Origin of the sequence: Arthrobacter pityocampae, assembly GCF_002927275.1 — a bacterium.
Lineage (GTDB): Bacteria > Actinomycetota > Actinomycetes > Actinomycetales > Micrococcaceae > Arthrobacter_D > Arthrobacter_D pityocampae.
Map to the genome: position 1 here is coordinate 458,736 of NZ_PRKW01000003.1, position 24,435 is coordinate 483,170.

The following is a 24,435-nucleotide window of genomic DNA, read 5'->3' on the forward strand; positions in this document are numbered from 1 at the left end:
GTCAGCGCCGCCGCGGTTCCCGTTCCAGCAGCGGCCCGAGGGCATGCCCGACCAGGGCCCCGACGGCCACCTCCACCGCGAGCCACAGGCCGAGCGCCAGCGGGTCCGGCCCCAGATCGGTGAAGCGGCCCAGGCCGAGCGAGGCCCGCGAGAGCAGGGCGACGGCGGCACCGAACAGTCCGGCGGCGATGCCGATGAGTCCGGCGAGCGCGAGGGTGGATGCCGTCGCGGTGAGCCACCGCCTGCTGCTGCGCAGCACGAGCCACTCGTCGAAGTGGTTCTCGCCCTCGCGGAAGAACCACCAGCCGGCGAGGAGCCCGCCGAGGACCGGGATGGCCAGCGCCGCGTACCCGTAGTCGAGGGTGCCCGCGGGGAGCGCGCCGAGGATGGGCAGGGCGGGCAGGGGGCCGACGGTGCTGGCCAGCGGCGTGAGGGAGCTGCCCGTACCGAGGGCGAAGCCCGCGCCCGTGGACCAGGACAGCGTCCACAGCGCGAGGTTGGGCAGGAGCCCCAGCTGGAGCAGGGTGACGACGGTCGCGCCGGCGATCCCGCCGTCGATGCGCTCGTAGATCGCGGCGATGCCGGCCCAGTTCAGCCCGATCGCGACGGCGAGCAGGGTGGCCGATAGGCCTGCGGCGACCAGCACGGCGATGAAGCCCGACCGGATGACCGACCAGGCGTAGGAGCCCGCCCAGCGGGAATGCTGGCTGGCACGGCCCACCCAGGCAGCGAAGTCCACGCCCACCAGGCGGCTCCAGGCGCCCGCCTCACGGTAGGCGCCGGTGATCAGCCCGATACCGGCGGCCACGGGCGGGATCAGGGCACCCGCCGCGAGCGGGACGGAGGCGTCCGGGGTGCCCGACACGTACGCGATGCCGGCGCCGATCGCCGCATAGGTGACGAGGGCGCCGAGCAGCGCCTGCCAGAGCTGGTCGGTGTAGGACGCCCGGGCCAGCCGCCGCCCGGCGCGCCAGGCGAGGAGGAGCGGGACGAGGATCAGGCCGAGGGGGACGACGCGCAGCAGCCCCGACACGGCCTCGGCCCCGGCCACACCCGGGGGGAAGTGCAGTACGAGGGGCACCCCGTGCATGAGGAGCCAGCCCTGTCCGGCGAGGCGGGCAGCGGACTCCGCCGTCCGGTCCGCGAACCCCCCGGTGAACCACACGGCGGCGACCGGGAGCACCACGAGCAGGGCCGAGATCACGGCGGCCTGTCCGAGTTCGAGCACCCCCTGGAGCCACAGGGGCATGGGAAGGGCGCGGGGCTTGGTGGGGATTTTCATCCCTTCCATGGTGCCACCGACACGGGCTCCCGCTGCCCACCGACGCGGGCCGGGCAGGTCGCACGGGCGCCGGATCAGCCGACGATGTCGACGATGCCCTTGACGACGGCGAGGCCCGCCCCGATGAAGGCGATGACGATGACGAACAGGCGGGCCTGGTCGTCACGGACGAAGCGGCCGAGCTTCTCCCCGGTGACGATGCCGGCCACGATGGCCAGTCCGATCGCGATCCACATCCACGGCGCGAGGACGGGCGCCTGGGCCGGGTCCAGGAGCAGTTTCGTCACGAGGGTCACCGAGCCGATGCAGACGAAGAAGGGCTGGAGCGTCGCGGCGAAGGGACGCTGGGGCCAGCGCGCGAGGAGGGCGTACGCGCTGACGGCCGGGCCGCCCACCCCGGCCATCGAGTTGGTGACGCCGGCGGCGAAGCCCGCAACGGCCTTCGGCGCGTTGCCGCGCACGACGACGTCGGATCGCTGGAGCACCAGGGAGACGGTCAGGGCCACGAGGACCACGGCGCCGACCGTGACCGACAGCGGAGCGGACGGGAGGGCCACCGCGAGGAAGGACCCCGGGATGGAGCCGAACAGGGAGGGGACGACGAGCCAGCGGAACATGCTCCAGTCGATGTCCTTCCAGACCCGGCCCACGATGATGGCCGAGGACACCACGCCGCAGAGGTTCACGAGGAGGACGCCCTCGTGCGGTCCGAGGATGATCACGAGGAACGGGGCGATCAGCAGCGCGAACCCCAGGCCGGCGATCCGCTGCGCGATGGCGCCCACGAGGATCGAGGCCAGGACGATGCAGAAGATGCCGAGAGTCACCCAGCTACAGTACGCCCGGGCAACCATTTCCCCCTCCCCCGGCCGCCGCCCGTGACGGCGGTACGCTGGGCTCATGACAGCCCTGACCACCGCACTGGCCACGGCGGACTGGCGCCAGCGGGTCTTCCGGCTCTACGACGAGGTGCGCGAGCGCGCCGCGTCCTCCTCGCCCGAGGCGTCGCACGCCCTCTGGCGCGAGGGCCGCGACGCACTGTTCCGCACCCACCCGGCGTCGGCCCTCCGGAACGGTGCGCTGGCATCCTTCGCCGGGCTCGCGGTGGCACCCTACGACCCGGCCTTCCGGTTCGAGGCGGAGGTGGACGACGACGGCGCGGGGCAGGCGATGAACGTCGCGACCGGGACGGACGGCGTCGTGCCGTTCGGCCGCCTCGGCAGCGTGGTGCTGCCGGGTCTCGGGAAGCTCGCCCTGTGGAAGCTCGGTTCCTACGGCGGCGGGCTGTTCCTGCCGCTGCGCGACGGCACGTCCGGCCGGCCCGGCGGCTCGTACGGCGGGGGGCGCTATGTCCTGGACACCGTCAAGGGCGCCCACCTGGGCGAGGGGCGGCCCGGGCACCTCGTGGTGGATCTCAACTTCGCCTACAACCCGTCCTGCGCCTACGACGAGGCGTGGGCCTGCCCCCTGCCCGGTCCTGACAACCGGCTCGTGGACGACGTCCCGGTCGGCGAGCTCTACCGGGAGTACTGACCCGGACGCCGCAGTTCGTCCGACGTTCACCCCGGGGCCATCCTGCGGCGGCCCGTCCTCCTCCTGCAGGGGCGAGCGTGGGGGTGTGAGGATAGCCGTCGTCGCAGAATCGTTCCTGCCCCACATGAACGGGGTCACCCACTCGCTGCTCGAGGTGCTCGCGCACCTGCGGGCCCGCGGCGACGACGTGCTGGTGATCGCGCCGGCGCCGTCCCGGCTCGGTGAACCGGCGCCGTCCCGGGTGGAGGGCTTCCCCGTCCACCTGCTCCCGTCCGTGGCCCTGTCGGGGTACGCCGACGTCCGGCTGGCCGCCGGGACCGTCGCCCGCGTCCGCCGCGTCCTCGCCGCCTTCGGGCCCGACGTCGTCCATGTCGCCTCGCCGTTCGTCCTCGGCCGGCGGGCGGTGCAGGCGTGTGCGCAGCTCGGCGTCCCCACGGTGTCCGTCTATCAGACCGAGGTCCCGGCCTACGCCGCCCGGTACGGGGTCCCCTGGCTGGAGCCCCGGCTGTGGCAGCGGGTCGTGGACATCCACGACGCCTCCACCCTCACCCTCGTGCCGTCCACGTTCGCACTGGAGCAGCTGGGCTCCCGCGGCGTGCAGCGGCTGCACCTGTGGCGGCGGGGCGTCGACACCGAGAGGTTCTCGCCCGCCCGGTACGACGCCGCGTGGCGGGCGACGGTCGCGCAACCGCACGAGCGCGTCATCGGCTACGTGGGCCGGCTCGCGGCGGAGAAGCAGGTCGAGGACCTCGCCGTCCTGGACTCCCTGCCCGGGACACGGCTCGTCATCGTCGGCGCCGGACCGCAGCAGGAGAGCCTCCGGGCCCGGCTGCCGAGGGCGCACTTCGCCGGATTCCGGACCGGGACGGACCTCGCCCGCATGGTCGCGTCCTTCGACCTCTTCGTCCACCCCGGCGAGTCCGAGACGTTCTGCCAGACCATCCAGGAGGCCATGGCGTGCGGCGTCCCGGTCGTCGCCGTGGGCCGGGGCGGCCCCCTGGACCTCGTGGATCCGTCGCGCACGGGCTGGACCTACACCCCCGGCGACCTGCAGGGACTCCGTGCCGCCGTCGTCGACCTCGTCGGCGACGACGCCAAGCGGCGCGCGTTCGGCCGGGCCGCGCATACCTCCGTCCAGGGCCGGACCTGGCCCGTGCTCTGCGAGCAGCTCGTGACCTACTACGGGAGGGCCATCGGGGTGCAGCAGCGGGTCGACCCCGCACCCCGGGCCCGGCGGGCGTCCCGGCCCGGCTGATCCGTGTGCCTGAACCGCTGGACGCGGCCGCCCGAAGAGAGTATGGTGCCCGACCGCCGTCGTGACGCGTGCGCAGGCCCTATCATGGGAGCTACCCCACCCACTCTCCGGAGGTTCCGATTACAGACACGGCCGCCCAACACGACATCTACTTCGGCGCACCCGAGCCGGAGAATGAAGCCGAGATCCTGGAGTCGGCATCTCGCGCGGCGGTGGCCCGGCTCGAGGGCCGCACGGACATCACGACCGTCAAGCGACGCTTCACGCTGATCAACCAGGACCGCACGCCGCACCAGGCGATGGTCGAGGACCTCCTGTTCATCCGCCGCGCGCTCGACGACGCCGGCATCGGGTTCCTGCTGGTGCGCGGCAACGACGAGCGGCCCGTGATCGCCGTGGACCTCAAGGATCGCGAGAAGCTGCGCGCCGCGCTCGTCGAGGCCTGCCGGGACGAGCCGTTCTACTCCCGCACCGTGGACACGAAGCGCCGCACCACCCTCCTCGTGAGTGACGGGCACCTCTCGAGCAGCGGCAAGGCCCGCATCTTCCGCCTGTTCCGCCCGCGCATCGAGCCCCTCGGCGGGCTCGCGTACGGCCCGTCCGCCGGCGTGCAGATCGAACTGTGGGCGCTCGGCGGGAGCGCCATCGAACTGCCGGTGGAGAACTCCCTCACCCGCCGCACCCTCCCCGCCGCCGAGGTGGTGCGCGGCGAGGTGGAACGCCACGGCCTCACCTGGCCCACGATCGACAACATGTTCGCCGACCACGCCACGGACATCGACTTCGACATCGACCTCGTCTTCTCCTGGGTGGACGGCAGCAGCCCCGAGTACCGGGCGGCGCGGGCGGCCCGCATGGAGGGTGTGGTGGTCGGTGAGGGCGACGACCACGAGGCACGTTTCCGGCAGATCGACGAGCTCAAGTACGCCCTCCGCTCCGTCTACATGTTCGCGCCGTGGGTCCGCCGGATCTTCATCGCCACCGACTCCGACCGCCCCGCCTGGCTCGCCGACCATCCCTCCGTCACGCTCGTGCGGTCCGAGGAGCACTTCAGGGACCCCTCCGTCCTCCCGACGCACAACTCGCAGGCCGTCGAGGCACAGCTGCAGCACATCCCGGGCCTCTCCGAGTACTTCCTCTACTCCAACGACGACATGTTCTTCGGCCGCCCCGTGGCCCCGGACATGTTCTTCTCCCCCGGCGGGGTCACGAAGTTCATCGAGGCGGACACGCGCATCGGCCTCGGCGACAACGACGCCGAGCGCAGCGGCTTCGAGAACGCCGCCCGCGTGAACCGCCGCCTCCTGCACGAGCGCTTCGGCCGGATCACCACGCGCCACCTCGAGCACACCGCCGCCCCCCTGCGGAAGAGCGTCCTGCTGGAGATGGAGGCGGAGTTCGCCGCCGAGTTCGCGGCGACGGCGGCCTCACGGTTCCGCGCCAAGGACAACATCTCGGTGACCAACTCGCTGTACCACTACTACGCGCTGCTGACCGGCCGCGCCGTCACCCAGGAGATGGCGAAGGTGAAGTACGTGGACACCACGCTGCGGTCCGGGCTGAAGAGCCTCAACAAGATGCTGGACAAGCGCAACCAGGACTTCTTCTGCCTCAACGACGGCAGCTTCCCGGAGGTCCCGGCCGAGGAGCGGGCCCACCTCGTGACGGACTTCCTCGAGAAGTACTTCCCGGTCAAGGCTCCCTGGGAGGTCTGAGCCTCCCGCCGGGGTGTCGGGGGCGCGTGCCAGACTGACGCGATGCAGACCTTCCTGCCCTACCCCGACTTCGCGGCCAGCGCGCGCGTGCTGGACCAGGCGAGGCTCGGCAAGCAGCGCGTCGAGACGTTGCAGGCGCTGCGCGCGCTCGTCATCCCCGACTACGGGTGGCGGCGTCACCCGGCCATCCGCATGTGGATGGGCCACGTCCCGGCGCTGACCCTCTACGGCCTGGCCATGGTCGCCGAGTGGGTCGCGCGCGGCCATGCCGACTCCACCCACCGGCAGATCCTCGAGTTCGCCCCGCGCGTGCTGGAGGAGCCGGACGTGCCGATGCCGCCCTGGTTCGGCGACCCTGCGCTGCACGAGAGCCACCGGTCCAATCTGGTCCAGAAAGCCCCGGCGATCTACCGGGCTCGGTTCCCCGGCGTCCCGGAGGATCTCCCCTACGTCTGGCCCGCGCCGGACCGCGAGCGCCTGCCCGTCGATCCCGTGGGTCGGCGCCTGTGGATCTGGCGGGGCGGCGCGACCGCCGGAGACGCCGGCACCGACGCCGTCCTGCTCATGCCGTCCACACCGCACGGAGGGAACGCGTCCCCGAAGTGGGAGCGGCAGCTGCACGCGTTCGAGGAGTCCGTGCAGGAGGGGGACGCCGTCGCGATCCCCGACGCAGAGGGTCTGCGGTTCCGCACCGGATGCCTGGGCCCGGTCCTCATGCACGAGGACGGCCTGGTCCGGACGGCCCGGTTGCACGGCGCGCTCCGGCGCTCCGACCTCGACCCGCCGGCCCTGCTGCAGGATCCGCGGACGTTCTTCGGCGTCGGGATCCCCGACGCCCTGAGCATCTGACCGGACCGCGTGATCGGGCCGCATGGTCGGACTGCGCGGTCGGGCTGTCTGGTCGAGCGGTCCGGCGGGCCGAGGTGAGGCGCCTGTCGGGCCGAGGTGAGGCGCCGGTCAGGCCGAGGTGAGACGCCGGGCGCGGCCGCCCTCGGGGATGGTCACGCCGTGGGCCTCGAGCCGGCGCCGCGTCTCCTCGCGGGGGACCAGCTCCCCCACCGTGGCGTGCCTCCCGGCGGGGACCACCGAGTGGACGATCGTCTCCTCGTAGACGTGGACGAGGTTGTACGACTGCGCACCGTCCCGCCCGCGCGTGCCCCCGCCGTCGAACAGGAGGTCCTGCGTGTAACAGGTGGCACTCGCCACCGAGACCGGGACGCCGGCGAACATGGCCGTCGTCGAGTAGTGGAGGTGCCCGGCGAGGATCGTGCGGACGTCCGACCCGCGGACGACGTCGGCGAGGTCCCGCTGGTCGCGCAGCTCCACGAGCACCGCGAGGTCCTGGACGCTGGGGACGGGCGGGTGGTGGAGGGCCAGGATGGTCCCGTGCGGTGCCGGCACCTCCAGTTCGGCGGCCAGCCAGCGCAGCTGCCCGTCCTCGAGTTCGCCGTGGTGGCGCCCGGGCACCGTGGAGTCCAGGGTGATGATGCGCAGGCCGTCGACGAAGTGCACGGCGTCCACCGGTGCGTCCTGGCGTCCGTCCGGCAGCCCGTCGAGGAGGCCTGCCCGGAACGCGGCGCGGTCGTCGTGGTTGCCCATCGCCCAGATGACTTTCGCCCCGAGACGGTCCGCAGCGGGGTCCACGATCGCGCGGAGCTTCGCGTACGCGCCCGGCTCGCCCTTGTCCGCGAGATCACCGGTGAAGACGATGGCGTGCGGCCTTGCCCCGGATGCCTCGAGGTCCTCGAACACCTCCCGCAGCCTCTGCTCGCTGTCCACCGCCCCGTACAGCGGACCGTCCCCGCCGAGCAGGTGGGTGTCGCTCATGTGCAGGACGAAGTGTTGGGGCCGGGGGTGTTCTGCTGTCCGGGGGACCATGGAACCTTCTCCGATAGCTGGTGGGCACGCTGGCTTGTCTGTAATCCAACCAGACGGCCGCGCCCCTGTCTGCGAACTTCCGGCGGCACGGCGCGAAACATCGAGGAAACGTGTGGCGTCGGGAGGGCCCGGGCGCGGGCGCGGGTTCGTCCACCCCGGGAGACTGGCGGGGCGGCACCGCGCACCGTAGGCTCACGAGCGACCGACCATCCCCGCAGAAGGGCACCATCATGGGCTTCCGCATCACGCACATCCCTCTCCGCCTCGCGACAGGCGCCTACATCCTCAACTCGGGCCTCGGGAAGACGTCGCTCGACGCCGGCACCGCCGCGTACCTGCAGTCCGCGGCGTCCAAGGCCTTCCCCCAGATCGGCCGGCTCGAGGCGCAGCAGTTCGGCACAATGCTCGCGGCGTCCGAGATCACGATCGGCTCGGCACTCCTCGCCCCCTTCGTCCCCAGCAGGCTTGCCGGGCTCGCACTGCTGGCCTTCTCCGCCGGGATGCTGACCATGTACTTCAGGACCCCCGAGATGACGCTGGAGGACGGCGTCCGTCCGAGCCCGGACGGCGTGGCCCTCGCGAAGGACAGCTGGATGACGGGTATCGCCCTGGCCCTCATCCTGGACCGCCGGAAGAAGTAGCAGGGAGGACACAGGCATGTGCGGACGCTTCGTCATCGCGGGGAGCCGGGCGGACCTCATCGACGCCTTCGAGGTGGACGAGGCCGCCGAGGAGGAGATCCGGCCGTCGTGGAACGTGGCGCCGACCGACACCGTGCGGCTCGTCGTCGAGCGGCTGGACCCGCTCACCGGCGAACTGACGCGCCGCCTGGAACCGGCGCGCTGGGGCCTCATCCCCTCCTGGGCCAAGTCCGCGTCCGTGGGGGCACGGATGATCAATGCCCGCAGCGAGACGCTGCTGGACAAGCCGTCCTTCCGGGCCGCCGCACTCAAGCGCCGGGCGATCGTCCCCGCGGACGGGTACTACGAGTGGCGGAAGAACGACGACGGCTCGAAGACCCCGGTCTACCTGCACGGCGCGGACGGCGCGCTCCTGGGCTTCGCCGGGCTCTACGAGTTCTGGCGCGACCCGGCGACGGTGTCCCCGGAGCACCCCCAAGGGGACTGGGTGGTCAGCTGCACCATCATCACCCGGCCGGCGAGCGACGCCCTCGGGGAGATCCACGACCGCACGCCGGTGATCCTCCCACCGGATCTCCGCGGGGACTGGCTGGATCCACGCAACGACTCCCGTCCCGCGGTGCAGGAACTGCTCGACGCCATCCCGGACCCCTCCCTCGTCCCGCGGATCGTCGGCAAGCAGGTCGGGTCGGTGCGCAACAACGGCCCCGACCTCATCGCCCCCCTTCCCGAAGCGTCGGAGGGCGCCTAGGGTCGGAGGATGACGACGAGCGGAGCAAACGCATGATCAGGACGGACATCGCCCCGGGCATCCACTACCTGGAGCACGCCCGGACCAACGTGTACCTCGTGGAGGACGACGACGGGCTCCTCCTGGTCGACACCGGGCTGCCCCGCTCGAAGGGACTGCTCCTGGCGGTACTGACCCGGATCGGGCGGACCGTGCAGGACATCCGGGGCATCGTCCTCACCCACGGGCACTTCGACCACGTGGGGACGGCCGAGCACCTGCGCTCGCGGTACGGCATCCCGGTCCACTGCCACCCGGACGACGCCCGGATCGCCGCCCATCCCTACAGCTACGACCGGGAACGGAGCCCGTTCCTCTACCCGCTGCGCTATCCCCGCGCCGTTCCCGGGCTGCTGCGCATGACCGCCGCGGGCGCCGTCGCGGTCAGGGGGGTGCAGGACACCCTGCCGCTGACGCCCGGGACCGCCGCGGCCCTCCCCGGTTCGCCGGTCCTGGTCCCGACGCCGGGGCACACGAAGGGCCACTGCGCGCTGTACTTCCCGGACCGTGACGCCGTCATCAGCGGAGACGCCCTCGTCACGCTCGACCCCTACACGGGCCACCCCGGCCCGCAGGTCGTCGCCCGCGCCGCCACCGCCGACATGCAGGCCGCGCTGGGCTCCCTGGAGGCACTGCGCTCCACGGGGGCCGGGACGGTCCTGCCGGGCCACGGGTTCCCCTGGTTCGCGGGCGTGGAGTCGGCCGTCGCGCAGGCCATCGAGGTGGGCGGGCACTGAGCCGGGTCTTGGTGACCGCCGCGATCCGGCCGGGCGGCACGATACGCTGAAAGCATGGGCTGGTTGAGGCGTCAGACGATGGTCGGGTTCGCCCGAGGCACGGTGAAGCGCGGGCTGCTCGCCATGGTCACGGCGCAGGCAGTGGTCATCGCGGGAGTCGTCGCCGTGGACATGTACGAGAGAAGCCGGCGTACCCGGCGCCCGGCGTTCCCGCAGCCGGGCACGTTCCGCACCACGATCGCGGACACCGGGACCACCGTCTACACCTACGGCGAGGACCTCTTCGAGGCGATGATCGAGGCCATCGACGGCGCGAAGCAGCAGGTGCTCCTGGAGACCTACATCTGGAAGGGCGACGAGGTCGGTGCGCGCTTCCGCGACGCCGTGAACCGGGCGGCGGACCGCGGCGTGGACGTCTTCGTCATCTACGACGGCTTCGCCAACCTGGTGGTCAACCCGTTCTTCTACGACTTCCACCCGAACGTCAACGCGTACCGCTTCCCGGTCATCCGCCCCTCGATCGTCTTCACGAACATCCGCGGCACCGGCCTGGACCACCGCAAGGTCCTCGTGGTCGACGGCGAGGTCGGGTTCGTGGGCGGCTACAACCTGGGCACGCTGTACGCGACGAAGTGGCGGGACACGCACCTGGAGATCCGCGGCCCGTCCGTGTGGGAACTCCGGGAGGCGTTCGTCAGCTTCTGGAACCTGCGGGCCATCCCCCGGCGGCCGGAACTCCCGGACCTCAGCGCCACCTACTGGGAGCCGCGCATCCGCGCCGTCAACAACGTCCCGGCCCTGCTGGTGTACCCCATCCGCGGGGTCTACCTGGATGCGATCAACCGCGCCCACAAGCACATCTTCATCACCACCGCGTACTTCATCCCCGACCGGCAGATCCTCGACGCCCTGCTGCGCGCGAGCCGCCGCGGCGTGGACGTCCGGGTGATCCTCCCCGAGGACTCCAACCACGTGGTCTCCGACTGGCTGTCCCGCGGCTTCTACTCCTCGCTCATCAGCGCCGGCGTGCGGATCCTGCTGTACCAGAACTCCATGATCCACGCAAAGACGGCCACGGTGGACGGCGAGTGGAGCACGGTCGGCACGGCCAACATCGACCGCCTCAGCCTCACGGGCAATTACGAGATCAACCTCGAGATCTTCGACCGGGACCTCGCGGCGACGATGGAGGAGATCTTCGCGGTGGACTCCTCCAACAGCCGCGAACTGACCCGCGAGGAGTGGGAGAGCCGCCACGTGGTGGCGCGTGCCAGCGAGATCATCCTCGCTCCCCTGCGCCCGTTCCTGTGACCTGCGACGGACCGGCGGAGGCCGCCCCGGGCGCGGCGAAGCGCTCCAGGTAGCCGCGCTGCGAGGACTCCACGTGGCCGGCCATCAGGCGCCCGGCCTCGGTCTCGCTGCCGCCGTCGATCGCCGCCAGAACGAGCCGGTGCTCGCCCCAGGACTGCTTCCCGCGGTGGTCGACGTCGGCCGCGTACAGCCACTCGATCTTGCCGGAGATCTGCCGGAGCAGGGCGGCCAGTGACGCGCTGCCGCTGAGCTCCGCGACCCCGAGGTGGAAGCGGATGTTCAGCTCCGGGAGCTCGGCGAGGGCGTCGGCCGCGACCGCGCGGTCGCCGTCGTCGAGGATGTCCGCGAGGGCCCGCCGCGCGGACCACCACGCGGCGTCCGGGGCGTCCGCGCCGAACTGGGCGGCGGCCCGCCGGGCCGCCCGCCGCGCGATCCTGGCCTCGATGACGCCGCGGACGGCGAACAGGTCCTCCGCGTCGTCGAGCGGGATCGCCGCCACGGTGGAGCCGGCGTACGGCCGGGACTCGACGAATCCCTCCGCCTCGAGTGCCCGCAGCGCCTCCCGTACGGGCACGCGGGAGACGCCGTACGCCGCCGCGAGCGCCGCCTCGGTGACCCGGCTGCCGGGCGCCAGCACACCGAAGATGATGTCGTGACGGACGGCGTCGAGGACGCGCTGCGGTGCGGCGGCGTCGGTCTCAGGCCGCGAAGGTCGCGCCGGGAATCGCTCCAAGAAGCTCCTTCGTGTACTCGGCGTGCGGGCGGTTGAACACGTCGTCCACGGACCCGGTCTCGACGACGTCACCGGACTTCATCACGACCACGTCGGAGGCGATCTGCCGTACCACGGAGAGGTCGTGCGTGATGAAGAGGTAGGTGAGTCCGAGCCTATCCTGCAGGTCGGCGAGGAGTCCCAGGATCTGGTCCTGGACGAGGACGTCGAGGGCGGACACCGCCTCGTCGCAGATGAGCAGCTCGGGTTCGAGGGCGAGCGCCCGCGCGATGGCCACGCGCTGCCGCTGCCCGCCCGAGAGCTCGTTGGGGCGGCGCTGCGCGACCGCCCGCGGCAGCGCCACCTGGTCCAGGAGTTCGCCGACCCGCTCCCGGCGGCCCGGGCGGTCGCCGACGCCGAAGATGCGCAGCGGTTCGTCGATCAGGCGCTCGATGCTGTACGTCGGGTCGAGGGAACCGTAGGGGTCCTGGAAGACGGGCTGCACCTTGCGCCGGAGCGCCCGGCGTTGGGCGCCGCGCGTGGTCGTGAGGGATTCGCCGTCGATCAGGGCCCGCCCGGAGGACGCCGTCTCCAGCCCGAGGATGATGCGCGCCACGGTCGTCTTGCCTGATCCCGACTCGCCGACGACCGCCGTCGTCGTACCCCGCTCGACGGCGAAGGAGACGTCGTTCACGGCGCGTACCGTGGAGCCCCGCCGGCCGCGGAGGGCGAACTCCTTGACGAGGTTCTCCACCACGAGAATGGGCGACGTCGCATCCTTCGCGGCCGCCGGAGGAGTCAGCGGTTCCGCGTCGAGCACCGCCGCCACCGACGGGGCCGCCGCCACGAGCCGCTGCGTGTACTCCTCCTGGGGGTTCAGCAGGATCTGCCGGGGCGTACCCACCTCGACGATCCGGCCCTCGGACATGACGATGATGCGGTCCGTCCGGTCCGCGGCGAGCCCGAGATCGTGGGTGATGAACAGCAGCGAGGTGCCGCGCGCGTCGACCAGGGACTGCAGGTGGTTGAGGATCTGCCGCTGCACGGTGACGTCCAGGGCCGAGGTGGGCTCGTCCGCGATGAGCAGCTCCGGTTCCCCCGCGAGGGCGATCGCGATCAGGACGCGCTGGCGCATGCCGCCGGAGAACTCGTGGGGGTACTGGCCGTACCGGCGTTCGGCATCCGGGATACCGGCCTCCGAGAGCAGGGCGATCGCCCGCTGCCTGACCTCGGCGCGGTCCGGCCTCCCGCCGTCGGTACCGCGGCGACTCGCGACGATCGCGTCCGCCACCTGCGGGCCGATCTTCATGGCCGGGTTCAGGTTGGACATCGGGTCCTGCGGGACGAGCGCCACCCGCTGCCCGCGGATTCTCCGCAGCACCGGTTCGGAGGCGGCCGCCAGGTCCTCGACGTCGCCCCGGGTGCGCCCCGCTCCGAGCACGATCGACCCGTGGGTGATCCGGCCGCTGCCGGGCAGCAGGCGGAGGATCGCGCCGATCGCCGTGGACTTGCCGGAGCCGGACTGTCCGACGATGGCCACGCGTTCGCCGCGCCGCATCGCGAAGCTGATGCGGTGCAGGACGGGCGTCCCGCCGAAGGCGACCTCCAGGTCCTCGACCTCGAGGATGTTCTCAGCGTCCTGCAGCATAGCCCTGTGCTCCTCGTGGATTGGCGGCGGCGGACAGCACGCCGGTCTCGTGGTCCCGGGCGACGGCGGAGAGCCGGCCGAGCGACCAGTCCCCCGCCCGCGTGACGAGGTGGCCGCGGCGTTCGAGGTCCGCGATCACGTCCTCGCCCAGCCGGTCCTCGACGACGGCACCACCGGGCTCCCACGTCCGCGGCCAGAAGGATCCGGGGATCGAGGTGGTGTGGAGGGACGGTGCGTCGATGGCCTGCTGCGGCGTGTACCCGCCCACGATGGTGCGCAGGATGTAGAGCAGCTGCCACTGGTCCTGCTGGTCGCCGCCGGGCGAGCCGAGGGCGACGACGGGCGAGCCGTCCCTGAGGATGAGCGTGGGGGTGAGCGTGGTGCGCGGCCGCTTGCCGGGGGCGAGCGTGGACGGCGCGCCGTCCTCGAGCCAGGTCATCTGCAGCCGGGACCCGAGGCAGAAGCCGAGTTCGGGGATGGTCGGCGAGGACTGCAGCCAGCCGCCGCTCGGCGTCGCGGAGACCATGTTCCCGGCGGCGTCGACGACGTCGATGTGGCACGTGTCGCCGCGTGTCTCGCCGCTGCGGGACACCGTGGGCTCGCCCACCCCGGCGAAGCCGCCGCCGCCCACGAGGGCGGGCGGGGTGTAGTCGGTGCGCAGGGGCGGGGTGAAGGGCGTGCGGCCCGGGACGCTGCCGGGCCGGAACGCGTGCGAGGCCTCGTCGGTGATCAGGGCGCGGCGCGTGGCGGCGTACTCCGCGGAGAGCAGGTACTCGAGGGGCACGTCGGCGTCGCCGTAGTAGGCCTCGCGGTCGGCGATGGCGAGCTTCTGCGCCTCGAGGATGGTGTGCGCCCCGAGCGCGGTGGAGGGGTCGAGCCGGTCGTCGTCGAACCCGTCGAGGATCGCGAGGGTCTGCAGCAGCGCCGGCCCCTGGCCCCAGGGGCCGGTCTTCGCGATGGTGTGGCCGCGGAACACGAGGGTCGTGGCCTCCTCGTACCCGGCCTCGAAGCCGGCGAAGTCCTCGACGGTGAGAACGCCGGCGTGGTCGAGTCCGGAGGAGTGCCGGTGCGGTGTCGCCACGAACGCGGCGGACGCCTGGGCCACGAGCCCGGTGCGCCACTCGTGCCGGGCGGCGTCGATCCGCTCGGCACGTGTCGCGGCGTCGGCCCCGGCGTCGACGAGGGAGGTGAGCACGCGGGCATAGGCCTCGTTGCGGATCACCTCGCCCTCCCGCGGCGGTCTGCCCTCGGGCATCCACAGGGCGGCGGAGGTGGGCCAGTGCTCGGTGAACAGATCCGCGACGGCGGCGATCGTCGCCCCCACCCGGCCGAGGACGGGATGGCCGTCCTGGGCGTAGCCGATGGCGAAGGCGAGGACGTCCCCGAGGTCCCAAGTGCCGTGGTCGCGGAGGAGGAGCAGCCAGGCGTCGACGGCGGCCGGCACCGCGGCGGCGAGGGCGCCGGCACCGGGCACGAGTTCCAGGCCCTCGGCGAGATAGTGCTCGCGGGTGGCCGCGGCCGGTGCCGGTCCCTGGCCCATGAGGACGACCGGCCGTCCGGGCTCCTCGGCCGTGGCGAAGACGCCCGTCATGTCACCCCCGGGGCCGTTGAGGTGCGGCTCGACGACGTGCAGGACGAACGCCCCGGCGACGGCGGCGTCGAACGCGTTGCCGCCGCGCTCGAGGACGGCCTGCGCGGACGCGGTGGCCAGCCAGTGCGTCGAGGCGCTCATCCCGAACGTCCCCTGGAGCGTGGGGCGGGTGGTGAAGGAGGGAGGGGGCGTGTACGTCATCGGTGTCCCTTTCGGGGGGTGTTCGTCGGGTCGAAGGCGTCGCGGAGGGCGTCCCCGAACAGGTTGAAGGCGAGGCAGATCAGGGCGATCGCGATGCCCGGGAAGATCGCGGCACTGGGTGCGCGGAAGATGTACTGCTGGGCGTCGGAGAGCATGATCCCGAGGCTCGGCGTGGGGGGCTGGATGCCGAGGCCGAGGAAGGACAGCAGGGCCTCGCCGATCACCGCGACGGGCATGATCACCGTGGCCTGCACGATGATCGCGGACGTCGCGTTCGGGAGGACATGCCGCAGCATGATCCACGTCGGGGAGGCATCCATGGTGCGGGCGCCGAGGACGAAGTCGCTCTCCTTGATGCGCAGGGTCTCGCCGCGCACCACCCGGATCATGGTGGGGATCTGCGCGATGCCGAGCGCGATGGCCGCGTTGCCGAGGCTGGGTCCACTGATGGCAGCGAGTCCGACGGCGATGATCAGGAACGGGAACGCGAGCGTGACGTCCGTGAGGCGGGAGATGACGGCGTCGAACCCGCGGGAGTACCCCGCCAGCAGACCCAGCGGCGTCCCGACGACGACCGCGAGCAGCACGGACAGCACACCGACCTGCAGCGAGGTCTGGATGCCGAACAGCAGGCGGGAGAGGATGTCCCGCCCGAGGTCGTCCGTGCCGAGCAGGAAGCCCTCGGTCAGGGGCCGCTGGAACGGGGTGTCGAAGTGCACCTCCGTGGGCGGGTACGGAGCGAGGACCGGGGCGAGGACCGCGGCGAGCACGACGACGACGAGCATGATGCCACCCGTGATGCCGAGCGGGTTGGAGCGGAGGGAGGACAGGATGCGGCCGCGGCCGGAGCCGAGGCCCTCGCCCGCTCCCGCTGCCACTCCCGGGGGCAGTGTCTCGACGGCCATCAGTTGGCTCCTCCGACGCGGATCTTGGGGTTGACCACCGAGTACAGGACGTCCACGGCGAGGTTGATCAGGATGTAGCTGACGGTGATGATCAGCACCACCGCCTGGATGACGGGGTAGTCACGCGTGAAGACGGCGTCGAGGGTGAGCTTGCCGAAGCCCGGCAGCGCGAAGATGCGCTCGGTCACCACGGCGCCCGAGATGAGGCCGCCGAGCTGCAGGCCCACGATGGTCACGACGACGATCAGGGAGTTCCGCAGCCCGTAGCGCACCAGCACGCGGCCCCGGCCGAGGCCCTTGGCGCGGGCCGTCCTCACGTAGTCCGTGGTCATGGTCTCAATCATCGACGCCCGTGTCTGGCGCATGATGACGGCGGCGAGCCCGGTGCCGAGGATCAGGGCCGGCAGGGTGAGGTAGTAGAGGCCCCGGAGCGGATCCTCGAGTACGTCCACGTACCCCGAGGCGGGGAACCAGCCCAGGGTCACGGCGAGATACAGGATCGCGAGGATGCCGAGCCAGAAGTTCGGGACGGAGAGCCCGATGAGCGCGAAGCCGTTGGCGCCCCATTCCGGCCACCGCCCGCGGAACCGTTCCGCGATGACGCCGAAGAGGACCCCGACGACGATGGCGACCACGATCGCGTACGCCGAGAGCCACAGTGTGACCGGCAGCGTGGTGGCGATCAGTTCGGTCACCGGCGTTCCCGTGCGCGTGGACTGCCCGAAGTCCCCGCGGAGCATGTCACGCACGAAGGCGAGGTACTGGGTGGCGAGCGGCTGGTCGAGGCCCATCTCGGCCCGCACCGCCGCGAGCTGCTCCGGCGAGGCCTCCTCCCCCGCCATCGCGAGGGCGGGATCGCCCGGCAGTTGGCGCACGCCGGCGAAGACGACGATCGAGGCGAGGATCAGGGTCACCGCCGACTGCCAGAGTTTCGTGACGACGTAGCGGCCCATGTCAGTTCCCACTCTCGGAGGATGGCTCGATGAAGGCGGCGCCGCTGAGGTGGACGACGCCGTCGGCGAAGGTCTCCACCCCGGCGATACCGGTGCTGTAGGCGGTGAGGCTGCGCTGCCGGTACAGGTAGATGAGGGGGTTGTCCTGCTGCACGGCGTCCACGGCCTGGCCGTAGAGGGCGGCGCGTTCGTCGACGTCGTTGATCTGGGCGGCGCGGGTCAGCAGGTCGTCCACCGCGGGGTTGCTGTAGCCGGAGTAGTTGTTGCCGCCGCCGGTCGACAGGAAGTTGAACATGTTGCCGTGCGGGTCGATCCGCCCGGACCAGCCCAGCTGGAGGGCCTCGAAATCCCCCTGGGACTGCACGTCGAGGAGCGTCGAATACTCGACCGGCACCACGGTGAGTCGGAACCCCGCGTCGGCCACAGCGGCCTGCAGCGCCTGCGCGTACCGCAGGGTGTCCGGCGTGTTGGTCACCTGCATCTCGATGGGATACGGCGTGGGGACGCCGGCGTCCTGGAGCAGCTTCCGCGCCCCCTCGGGGTCGAAGGGGGGACACGCCTCGCTGGCCGCGGAGGCGTAGGGGCTGTCCGGTGAGACGGGCGAGCACGCGGGCTCGAACCAGCTGTTGAACACGGTATTGACCAGTGCCTCACGATCGATCGCCATCGACAGGGCCATCCGGACGGCTTCCTGCTGGGCGAGCGGGGTCCCGATGGTGCCGGGCGCTTCACCCACCCCGTCGGTATTGCCGACGTTGACCGTCAGGCCCTGGTAGCCCAGCGATCCGACCTGCAGCACCCCGACGCCGTCCTCCCGGAGGAGGGCGTCGATGTCCTGCGGGGAGATGGTGTCTGCGACCTGCACATCGCCCGACCGCAGGTTCGCCGCCCGGATGTTGGCATCCGTGATGATGCGGTAGGTGATGGAGTCGAGGTGGACGTTCTCGGCGTCGTAGTAGAGGGGGTCGCGTTCGACGGTGATGGACGTCTGGGGCACACGGTCCACGAATCGGAACGGTCCCACGCAGACAGGACTGGCCCCGAAGTCGGCGCCCTTCTCCTCGACGGCCTTCGGGGAGAGCATCATGCCGGCGCGGTCGGCGAGGGCCGCGGTGAGCGGGGCGAAGGGCCTCTCATAGGTGATCTGCACACGATCGGCGCTGATGGCCCGGATGCCCGCGATCGGGCCCAGTTCACTCTTGCGCGTTGAGCCCTCCAGTTTGAGGTGACGTTCGAGGGTCGCGCGGACCGCGTCGGCGTCGAACGGCACGCCGTCGGCGAAGACGGCGTCGGTGCGCACCGGGATGGTGACGGTCAGGCCGTCGTCGGAGATCTCCGGAAGTGCTGTGGCCAGCTGCGGGACGAGGTCGCCCTCGGCATCGATGTCGTAGAGCTTCTGGCACATGGTCTGCATGACGTACCGCGTATACAGGGACGACGACGTCGTGGGGTCGAGTTTGTCCGGTTCGGCGGAGAGTGCCATCACCAGCTCTCCTCCCTCCCGGATGGTCGCGTCGCCGATGGGCACGCTCGTCACGTCCTCCCTCACGGGAGCCGCAGGAAGCGGCTGGATCGGCTGGCAGGCGGTCACGGCGGCGACGAGGAGGGCGGCCGCGGCCAGGAGGCCGGCGGCTCGGCCTCGCCCTGCGGAGGCCGCCGTGGTCGGGATGGGATGCTGCATGAGGTTCCTCACGGATGGACGGGTGGAACAGCTGGTGCCCAAGCGACATCGGATTGAATACAATCGCCGGTACGACGATAAGCTTCGTATACATTCGTTTCAAGGTTATTACCGAAGGAAATCATCGTGATGAAGAACCGGGTGGCCACGGACCGCCTCCACCTGTGGCTCATGCTCATCCTGACCTTCTCCACCGGGGTGATCGACGCCGTCGGCTATCTGGGGCTCGATCGCGTCTTCACGGGCAACATGACGGGCAACGTGGTGCTCCTCGGCATGGCCTTCGCCGGCGGTTCCGACCTGCCCGTCCTCCGGCCGGCCCTCGCCCTCGTCTTCTTCATGCTGGGCGCCGCGCTCGCGGGCCGGGTCCTGCGGAAAGCCCCCGAGGGATGGTCCGGCCGCACCTCGGGCACGCTCCTCGCGGTGACCGTCGGCCTCACCGGGCTCGCCGTCTTCGTCGCGCTGGTCGACGTCACGGCCGAGGAGATCCTCGGCAGCATCACCACCTCGGTCCTGGCGACGGTGATGGGCATCCAGGCCGCGACGGCCAAGCGCCTCAAGGTCGCCGAGATCACCACCGTCGTGGTCACCTCCACCATCACCGGCCTCGCCTCCGACTCCCGCCTCGCCGGAGGGAAGAGCCCTTTCTGGGCCCGCCGTGCCGCGGCGATCGCACTGATCATGGCCGGCGCCGTCGTCGGCGCCGTGGCCCTGAAGGGCGACCTCTGGATCGGCATCGCCGTGTCCGCAGTCCTCTCCGCCGTCGTCACCCTCCTCGGACACCTCCGCCACCGGCGGGACGTAAGGGCCGCCCTCACAGAGAACGCCGGGGAAGCCGCACTACGGTAGGCCTATGCACCAGGTCGATCAGCAGTTCGCATTCCACCGGCTCGCACGATCGTGGCCCCGGCACCGCTGGTGGAGGCCGCTGCTCACCGCCCTCCTCGGCGGCGTCTTCTACGTCGTCCTCCTGCTTCTGGCGCTGGTCACGGGACTCGCCCTCGCCAGCCTCACCCCCGCCGGCGTCGGACCCTACTTCGATGCCCTGTCGGTCCTGGATCTCAGCAACCCGGTGATGTTCGCGTTCACCCTCGTCTCCCTGATCCTGATGATCCCCGCGCTGGCCCTGGCCACCCTGATCGTGGGACCCCGGCCCCTCGGCCTGCTCTCCTCCGTGGCCGGCCGGATCCGGTGGGGGTGGCTCGCGCTGTGCGCGGGCGTCGCCGTCGCCGTGTTCCTCGTGAACCTGGCGGTCTCCTTCGGGGTCGGCGTCCTCTTCCCCGCGGAGGCCGAACCGTTGCCCGTCCCGCCGGAGACGTCCACCCTGATCGTCCTGCTGGCCCTGTCACTCCTCGCCGTCCCGTTCCAGGCCGCCGCCGAGGAGTACGTGTTCCGCGGGTTCCTGATGCAGGCCATCGGCAGCTGGCTCCGCCACCCCGCGTTCGCGATCCTGCTCCCCGTGCCGCTCTTCGTCCTGGGGCACGGCTACGATCCGCTCGGGCAGGCCGACGTCGCCGTCTTCGCGATCTTCGCCGGCTGGATCACCTGGCGGACGGGCGGCCTGGAGGCCGCGATCGCGGTGCACGCGATCAACAACATGACCATCTTCGCCCTCGGGGCCTTCGGGCTCGTCGACGTGAACTCCACCGAGGGGTCGCTGAGCGGGCTCGTCCTGTCCATGGCGACCATGGCGGTCACCGCCGTCGTCATCGTCCGCCTGGCGGACAGCCGCGGCATCACCCGGACGCGGACCGTCACCGTGTGGCCCGCGCTGGAGCCGGCGAACGGGATCCCTGGCCCGGCGCTCCCCCCGCGTCCGGCGACCGACACCGACCGGCTGACGGCCGACCGGCGGCCGATCGACGGCTGACGCACGTCCGCCCGGGGGCTATGCTCGCCGCTATGACCTCCCCCGTCCTCGTCACCGGTGCCACCGGTACCGTGGGTCAGCCCGTGGTGGAAGCCCTGCGTGCCGCGGGAGTGCCGGTCCGGCCCGTGAGTCCGCGCATGACGGACCCCGAGGGGGCCGCCTTCGACTTCGGCGTCCCGGAAACCTGGCCGCCCGCCTTCGACGGCGTGAGCACCATGTTCCTCGTCCGGCCGCCGCACCTCGCGAACGTGGCCCGGGACATGGTGCCGTCCCTCGAAGAGGCACGCCGCTGCGGGGTGCGGCACGTGGTCCTGCTCTCCGTGCAGGGCGCCGACCGCGTCCCCGTCCTGCCGCACGCCCGCCTGGAGCGGTGGCTCCGGGCGTCGGGCATGGCCTGGACCTTCCTCCGGCCGTCCTACTTCGACCAGAACCTGGTGACGGTGTTCGCGGGCGACCTCCGCGACCACGACCGCCTCCTCGTTCCCGCAGGAGCGGCGCGGACGGCGTTCGTGGATGCCCTCGACGTCGCGTCCGTGGCCGCGGCGGTGCTCCGGGAGCCGGGACTGCACCGCGGGCGGGCCTGGACCCCGACGGGCAGTGAGGCGCTCACCTGGTCGGAGGTGGCCCGCATCCTCTCGGAGGTGCTCGGCCGGCCCGTCACGTACTCCGATCCGGGCATTCTCGGCTTCTTCCGGCACGCCCGCGCGGATCTCGGGATGGATACAGCCATGGCCGCCACCACCACGGTCATCCATGCCACCGCCCGGCTCGGCGTCGCGCAGCACCTCACGGACGACGTCCGGCGAGTCACCGGACGGGACCCCCTGACCTTCCGGGCCTTCGCCGACCGTGAGCGGGCCGCCTGGGAACGGCCCGGAGCCTGAACCGGGCTCCCGCCCCAGCCCCGCCTCAGCCCTCGACCCGCAGCCCCATGCCCGCGGCGAGGAAGGGGGCCAGCAGCAGCAGCTGGTGCTCGTCGATCGTGGCGCCCCGCAGCCCGTCGAGGCCGTTGATGCCCCGGAAGCTGCTGGTGCGGAGGTCCACGTCCTGCAGCCGTGCGCCATCGAGCGTGAGGGTGCCGACCGTGCAGTCCCGCAGGGACACGCGGGTGGCCCGGGCGCCGGTGAGGTCCAGCTCGCCGATGATGCATCCGCTCACCAGGACGTCCGTCAGCTGCGCGCTGCGCAGGTTCACGTAGTCGAGCTTCCCGCCGTCGAGGTGGACGCCGTCGAACGTCGTGTCGTACAGCTCCGCCGACCCCCACCGGGTACCGCGCAGCGACGTCTCACGCCAGGTGCTGCGCGGCGCACGGAGCACCGGGGCGAAGAGATCCTCGAACGAGCACCCGACGAACCGGGCGCCCCGCAGCTCGGCGTCGTTCAGGGACACGGCCTCGAGCACGCACTCCTGCAGCGTGATCCCGGCCAGGTCCCCGCCGTCGAGCACCAGCCGTTCGTAGTGCTCGCCGTCCCGGTGGTCGCCGTCCAGCAGATCCGGTGCTTCGACGCGCACGAGGCCCCGCGGCGGGTGCAGGGACAGGCGGGGCGCGTTCGTCGTGCTGCGCGGAGGACGTGGTGGCATCGCGGGATCCGTTCGTTCGTTCGTGGCACGTCGGGCAAGCCGGTGCTACGGGCTGGGCTGTGTTTCCTCCAATCATCGACGACTTAATTCGTCCGAAACATGCCGGCTCCTACAGTTGAACCACCCCCACAACGAAATGGAGCCGCCATGCCGATTCCCGACAGCACGCCCGACAAGACACTCGACCACCCACCCGGGACCGGCACGCAGGACGCCTCCCTCCTGAAGGTCCTCGGCAACTGGGACGCCCTCGCCCTCGGGTTCGGGGCGATGATCGGCTTCGGGTGGGTGGTGCTGACCGGCGGCTGGATCATCTCCGCGGGTACCGGCGGCGCCGTCCTCGCCATGGTGACCGGGGGCGTCATCATGGGCGTCGTCGGCCTGACGTACGCCGAACTGACCGCGGCCATGCCGAAGGCCGGCGGCGAGCACAACTTCCTCCTGCGCGGCATGGGCCCCCGCTGGTCCTTCGTGGGCTCCTGGGCCATCACCGGCGGCTACGTCACGATCGTCGCCTTCGAGGCCGTGGCCCTCCCCCGGACCGCCGAGTACATCTTCCCCGGGCTCAGCCGGATCCCCCTGTGGACGGTCGCCGGCGATCAGGTGCACCTCACCTGGGCGCTCGTCGGCGCGGTCGCGGCCGTCGTCGTCACCCTCATCAACATCCGTGGCGTGAAGATCGCGGGCGCCGCGCAGACCTTCGTGGTGCTGTTCCTCCTGATCATCGGGCTGATCCTCGTCGTGGGCAGCTTCACGGGCGGATCGACGGGCAACATGGAACCCTTCCTCACCGGCGGCGCGGCAGGCTTCTTCGCGGTCCTCGTCGTGGTGCCGTTCCTCTTCGTCGGCTTCGACGTCATCCCGCAGTCCGCGGAGGAGGTCAACATCCCCGCGCGGCAGATCGGCCGCCTCGTCGTCGTCGCCGTCGTCCTCGCGACCATCTGGTACGTGATGACCATCCTGACCACCTCCTCGGCGATGTCCTCGGACGAGCTCGCCGGCGCGGACATCGCAACGGCCGATGCCATGGGCGCGATGTTCGGCTCGGACCTCATGGCCAAGGTGCTGATCGCCGGCGGCATCGCGGGCATCCTCACCTCGTGGAACTCGCTGCTCCTCGGGGCGTCCCGCCTCATGTACTCGATGGCCCGCTCCGGCATGCTCCCCCGCTGGTTCGGCGTGCTGCACCCGCGCTACCGGACGCCGGTGAACGCCCTGATCTTCATCGGCGGGCTGTCCTTCATGGCCCCGTTCTTCGGCACGCAGATGCTCGGCTGGCTCGTGGACTCCGGCGCCCCCAGCATCGTCCTCGCGTACATCCTCGTCTCGCTCGTCTTCGTGATCCTGCGTCGCCGCGAACCAGGCATGGAGCGTCCGCTGCGCATCGGCGGGGCGGGCAGCGGCGGCACGGTGATCGGCTGGATCGCGGTCGTCCTCTGCGTCGCCCTGCTCAGCCTGTACCTGCCCGGCATGCCTGCCGCGCTGACCCCGCCGCCGTGGATCCTGTTCGGCCTGTGGTGGGTCCTGGGCCTCGTCTTCCTGCTGCGCATCCCCCGCGGGATCGCCCCGGGGCCCGACGCCGAGGAGCGACTCCTCGAGAAGCTCGCCGACCGTCCGGGAGCGGCCCGCTGACCCAAGCACGCGTGGTTTACTGGGGCATTCGTCGATCCAGGGGGAGGACAACCGATGACCAGTGGCCCGCAGTCCACGCACGATCCACGCTACGACGGCATCTACCAGCGGGGCGGCGGCACCGATGCGGCGGCGCGGACGGCCCCACCGGTCCCCGCCGCTCCCGAGCTGCCGCCCCTGGCTGAACCGTCCGGCCCCGGCACCACCGTGATCCGCGAGGTGGCGCCGGAGCCGGGCGGCCACGGAGACGCCTCGGCGGCCCCGCGCAATCCGTACGACCCCTGGATCTGGGGCGTCGCAGGGATGCTCGTGGCGCTCGGCGTCTACCTCCTCGCGGCACCGCTGATCCACGCGGAGGCGTACGCCGAGGCCATGACCACGGTCCAGGCCGGCCCCTACTCCGCGCCCTGGTTCACCTACACGGGCCTGGCCTCCCCGGTGCTGCTGCTGGCCGGCGTCACCACCGCCGTCGCCCAGCTCTTCGTGCACTCGATCCGGCACACGCTGCGCGCACGCTGA

Annotated in this window: 23 protein-coding genes; 13 read left to right on the forward strand and 10 right to left on the reverse strand. The window is 71.6% G+C overall.

The annotated features are described in order from the left end of the window. Position 1 precedes the first annotated feature (1 nt). Positions 2-1,282, reverse strand: coding sequence for a cell division protein PerM (locus C4K88_RS08485; RefSeq protein WP_104121185.1), 1,281 nt, complete (start codon positions 1,280-1,282; stop codon positions 2-4). Positions 1,283-1,356: 74 nt separating this feature from the next. After that, positions 1,357-2,109: a sulfite exporter TauE/SafE family protein gene (locus C4K88_RS08490; protein WP_241521784.1), complete on the reverse strand. Its 753-nt coding sequence runs from the start codon at positions 2,107-2,109 to the stop codon at positions 1,357-1,359. 73 nt (positions 2,110-2,182) lie between these two features. On the opposite strand from C4K88_RS08490, the gene C4K88_RS08495 reads away from it, so the two are divergent. From C4K88_RS08495 to C4K88_RS08510, 4 genes are all read left to right on the forward strand, one after another. Further along, positions 2,183-2,815 carry a DUF1684 domain-containing protein gene (locus C4K88_RS08495; protein ID WP_104121187.1) on the forward strand — a complete coding sequence of 211 codons (633 nt, stop codon included), beginning with the start codon at positions 2,183-2,185 and terminating at the stop codon, positions 2,813-2,815. 85 nt (positions 2,816-2,900) lie between these two features. After that, the gene (locus tag C4K88_RS08500; protein ID WP_104121188.1) at positions 2,901-4,070 is read left to right on the forward strand and encodes a glycosyltransferase family 4 protein; all 1,170 of its coding nucleotides are present in this window, start codon (positions 2,901-2,903) and stop codon (positions 4,068-4,070) included. A 68-nt stretch (positions 4,071-4,138) separates the two neighbouring features. Beyond that, entirely contained in the window at positions 4,139-5,785 is a 1,647-nt protein-coding gene (locus C4K88_RS08505) for a stealth family protein (protein ID WP_174705219.1), read from the forward strand. A gap of 42 nt (positions 5,786-5,827) precedes the next feature. Beyond that, entirely contained in the window at positions 5,828-6,634 is an 807-nt protein-coding gene (locus tag C4K88_RS08510) for an MSMEG_6728 family protein (protein ID WP_104121189.1), read from the forward strand. Positions 6,635-6,742: 108 nt separating this feature from the next. Here the strand turns inward: C4K88_RS08510 and C4K88_RS08515 are convergent, their stop codons facing one another. Continuing rightward, a complete protein-coding gene (locus tag C4K88_RS08515) occupies positions 6,743-7,612 on the reverse strand; it encodes a phosphodiesterase (RefSeq protein WP_438502337.1) in 870 nt (289 codons plus the stop codon). Positions 7,613-7,893: 281 nt separating this feature from the next. Here C4K88_RS08515 and C4K88_RS08520 point away from each other — a divergent pair, with 281 nt between their 5' ends. From C4K88_RS08520 to C4K88_RS08535, 4 genes are all read left to right on the forward strand, one after another. Continuing rightward, complete coding sequence (locus tag C4K88_RS08520) at positions 7,894-8,304, forward strand: DoxX family membrane protein (protein WP_104121191.1); 411 nt, start codon at positions 7,894-7,896, stop codon at positions 8,302-8,304. A 16-nt stretch (positions 8,305-8,320) separates the two neighbouring features. After that, the gene (locus C4K88_RS08525) at positions 8,321-9,055 is read left to right on the forward strand and encodes an SOS response-associated peptidase (protein ID WP_104121192.1); all 735 of its coding nucleotides are present in this window, start codon (positions 8,321-8,323) and stop codon (positions 9,053-9,055) included. 32 nt (positions 9,056-9,087) lie between these two features. Next, on the forward strand, positions 9,088-9,831 hold the full coding sequence (locus C4K88_RS08530) for an MBL fold metallo-hydrolase (RefSeq protein ID WP_104121193.1): 744 nt from the start codon (positions 9,088-9,090) through the stop codon (positions 9,829-9,831). Positions 9,832-9,894: 63 nt separating this feature from the next. Beyond that, on the forward strand, positions 9,895-11,142 hold the full coding sequence (locus tag C4K88_RS08535; RefSeq protein WP_438502340.1) for a phospholipase D-like domain-containing protein: 1,248 nt from the start codon (positions 9,895-9,897) through the stop codon (positions 11,140-11,142). Here C4K88_RS08535 and C4K88_RS08540 read toward each other — a convergent pair. From C4K88_RS08540 to C4K88_RS08565, 6 genes are read right to left on the reverse strand one after another with little or no spacing between them, the layout of a single operon-like run. Then, complete coding sequence (locus tag C4K88_RS08540; RefSeq protein WP_104121195.1) at positions 11,111-11,875, reverse strand: GntR family transcriptional regulator; 765 nt, start codon at positions 11,873-11,875, stop codon at positions 11,111-11,113. The genes C4K88_RS08535 and C4K88_RS08540 overlap by 32 nt on opposite strands. Beyond that, positions 11,841-13,502, reverse strand: a complete 1,662-nt coding sequence (locus C4K88_RS08545; protein ID WP_104121196.1) for a dipeptide ABC transporter ATP-binding protein — start codon at positions 13,500-13,502, stop codon at positions 11,841-11,843. The genes C4K88_RS08540 and C4K88_RS08545 overlap by 35 nt, the downstream gene beginning before the upstream one ends. Continuing rightward, complete coding sequence (locus C4K88_RS08550; protein WP_104121197.1) at positions 13,486-15,294, reverse strand: gamma-glutamyltransferase family protein; 1,809 nt, start codon at positions 15,292-15,294, stop codon at positions 13,486-13,488. The genes C4K88_RS08545 and C4K88_RS08550 overlap by 17 nt, the downstream gene beginning before the upstream one ends. Beyond that, positions 15,291-16,199, reverse strand: coding sequence for an ABC transporter permease (locus C4K88_RS08555; protein WP_104121198.1), 909 nt, complete (start codon positions 16,197-16,199; stop codon positions 15,291-15,293). Before C4K88_RS08555 ends, C4K88_RS08550 begins: the two co-directional genes overlap by 4 nt. Beyond that, the gene (locus C4K88_RS08560; RefSeq protein ID WP_241521785.1) at positions 16,199-17,164 is read right to left on the reverse strand and encodes an ABC transporter permease; all 966 of its coding nucleotides are present in this window, start codon (positions 17,162-17,164) and stop codon (positions 16,199-16,201) included. Before C4K88_RS08560 ends, C4K88_RS08555 begins: the two co-directional genes overlap by 1 nt. Then, complete coding sequence (locus C4K88_RS08565) at positions 17,154-18,833, reverse strand: ABC transporter substrate-binding protein (RefSeq protein ID WP_104121200.1); 1,680 nt, start codon at positions 18,831-18,833, stop codon at positions 17,154-17,156. Before C4K88_RS08565 ends, C4K88_RS08560 begins: the two co-directional genes overlap by 11 nt. A 129-nt stretch (positions 18,834-18,962) precedes the next feature. On the opposite strand from C4K88_RS08565, the gene C4K88_RS08570 reads away from it, so the two are divergent. The 3 genes from C4K88_RS08570 to C4K88_RS08580 are packed head-to-tail and all read left to right on the forward strand — an operon-like array spanning position 18,963 to position 21,587. Then, positions 18,963-19,682 (forward strand): YoaK family protein, encoded by a 720-nt coding sequence (locus C4K88_RS08570; RefSeq protein WP_167399009.1) that lies wholly within the window; start codon positions 18,963-18,965, stop codon positions 19,680-19,682. A 4-nt stretch (positions 19,683-19,686) separates the two neighbouring features. Beyond that, positions 19,687-20,703 (forward strand): CPBP family intramembrane glutamic endopeptidase, encoded by a 1,017-nt coding sequence (locus C4K88_RS08575; protein ID WP_104121202.1) that lies wholly within the window; start codon positions 19,687-19,689, stop codon positions 20,701-20,703. Between the two features lie 32 nt (positions 20,704-20,735). Further along, positions 20,736-21,587 carry an NmrA family NAD(P)-binding protein gene (locus C4K88_RS08580; RefSeq protein WP_167398999.1) on the forward strand — a complete coding sequence of 284 codons (852 nt, stop codon included), beginning with the start codon at positions 20,736-20,738 and terminating at the stop codon, positions 21,585-21,587. A gap of 25 nt (positions 21,588-21,612) precedes the next feature. On the opposite strand, the gene C4K88_RS08585 is transcribed toward C4K88_RS08580, so the two are convergent. Beyond that, complete coding sequence (locus C4K88_RS08585; RefSeq protein ID WP_104121204.1) at positions 21,613-22,284, reverse strand: pentapeptide repeat-containing protein; 672 nt, start codon at positions 22,282-22,284, stop codon at positions 21,613-21,615. A 147-nt stretch (positions 22,285-22,431) separates the two neighbouring features. On the opposite strand from C4K88_RS08585, the gene C4K88_RS08590 reads away from it, so the two are divergent. Next, entirely contained in the window at positions 22,432-23,916 is a 1,485-nt protein-coding gene (locus tag C4K88_RS08590) for an APC family permease (protein WP_104121205.1), read from the forward strand. A gap of 54 nt (positions 23,917-23,970) precedes the next feature. Next, positions 23,971-24,435, forward strand: a complete 465-nt coding sequence (locus tag C4K88_RS08595; RefSeq protein WP_104121206.1) for a hypothetical protein — start codon at positions 23,971-23,973, stop codon at positions 24,433-24,435.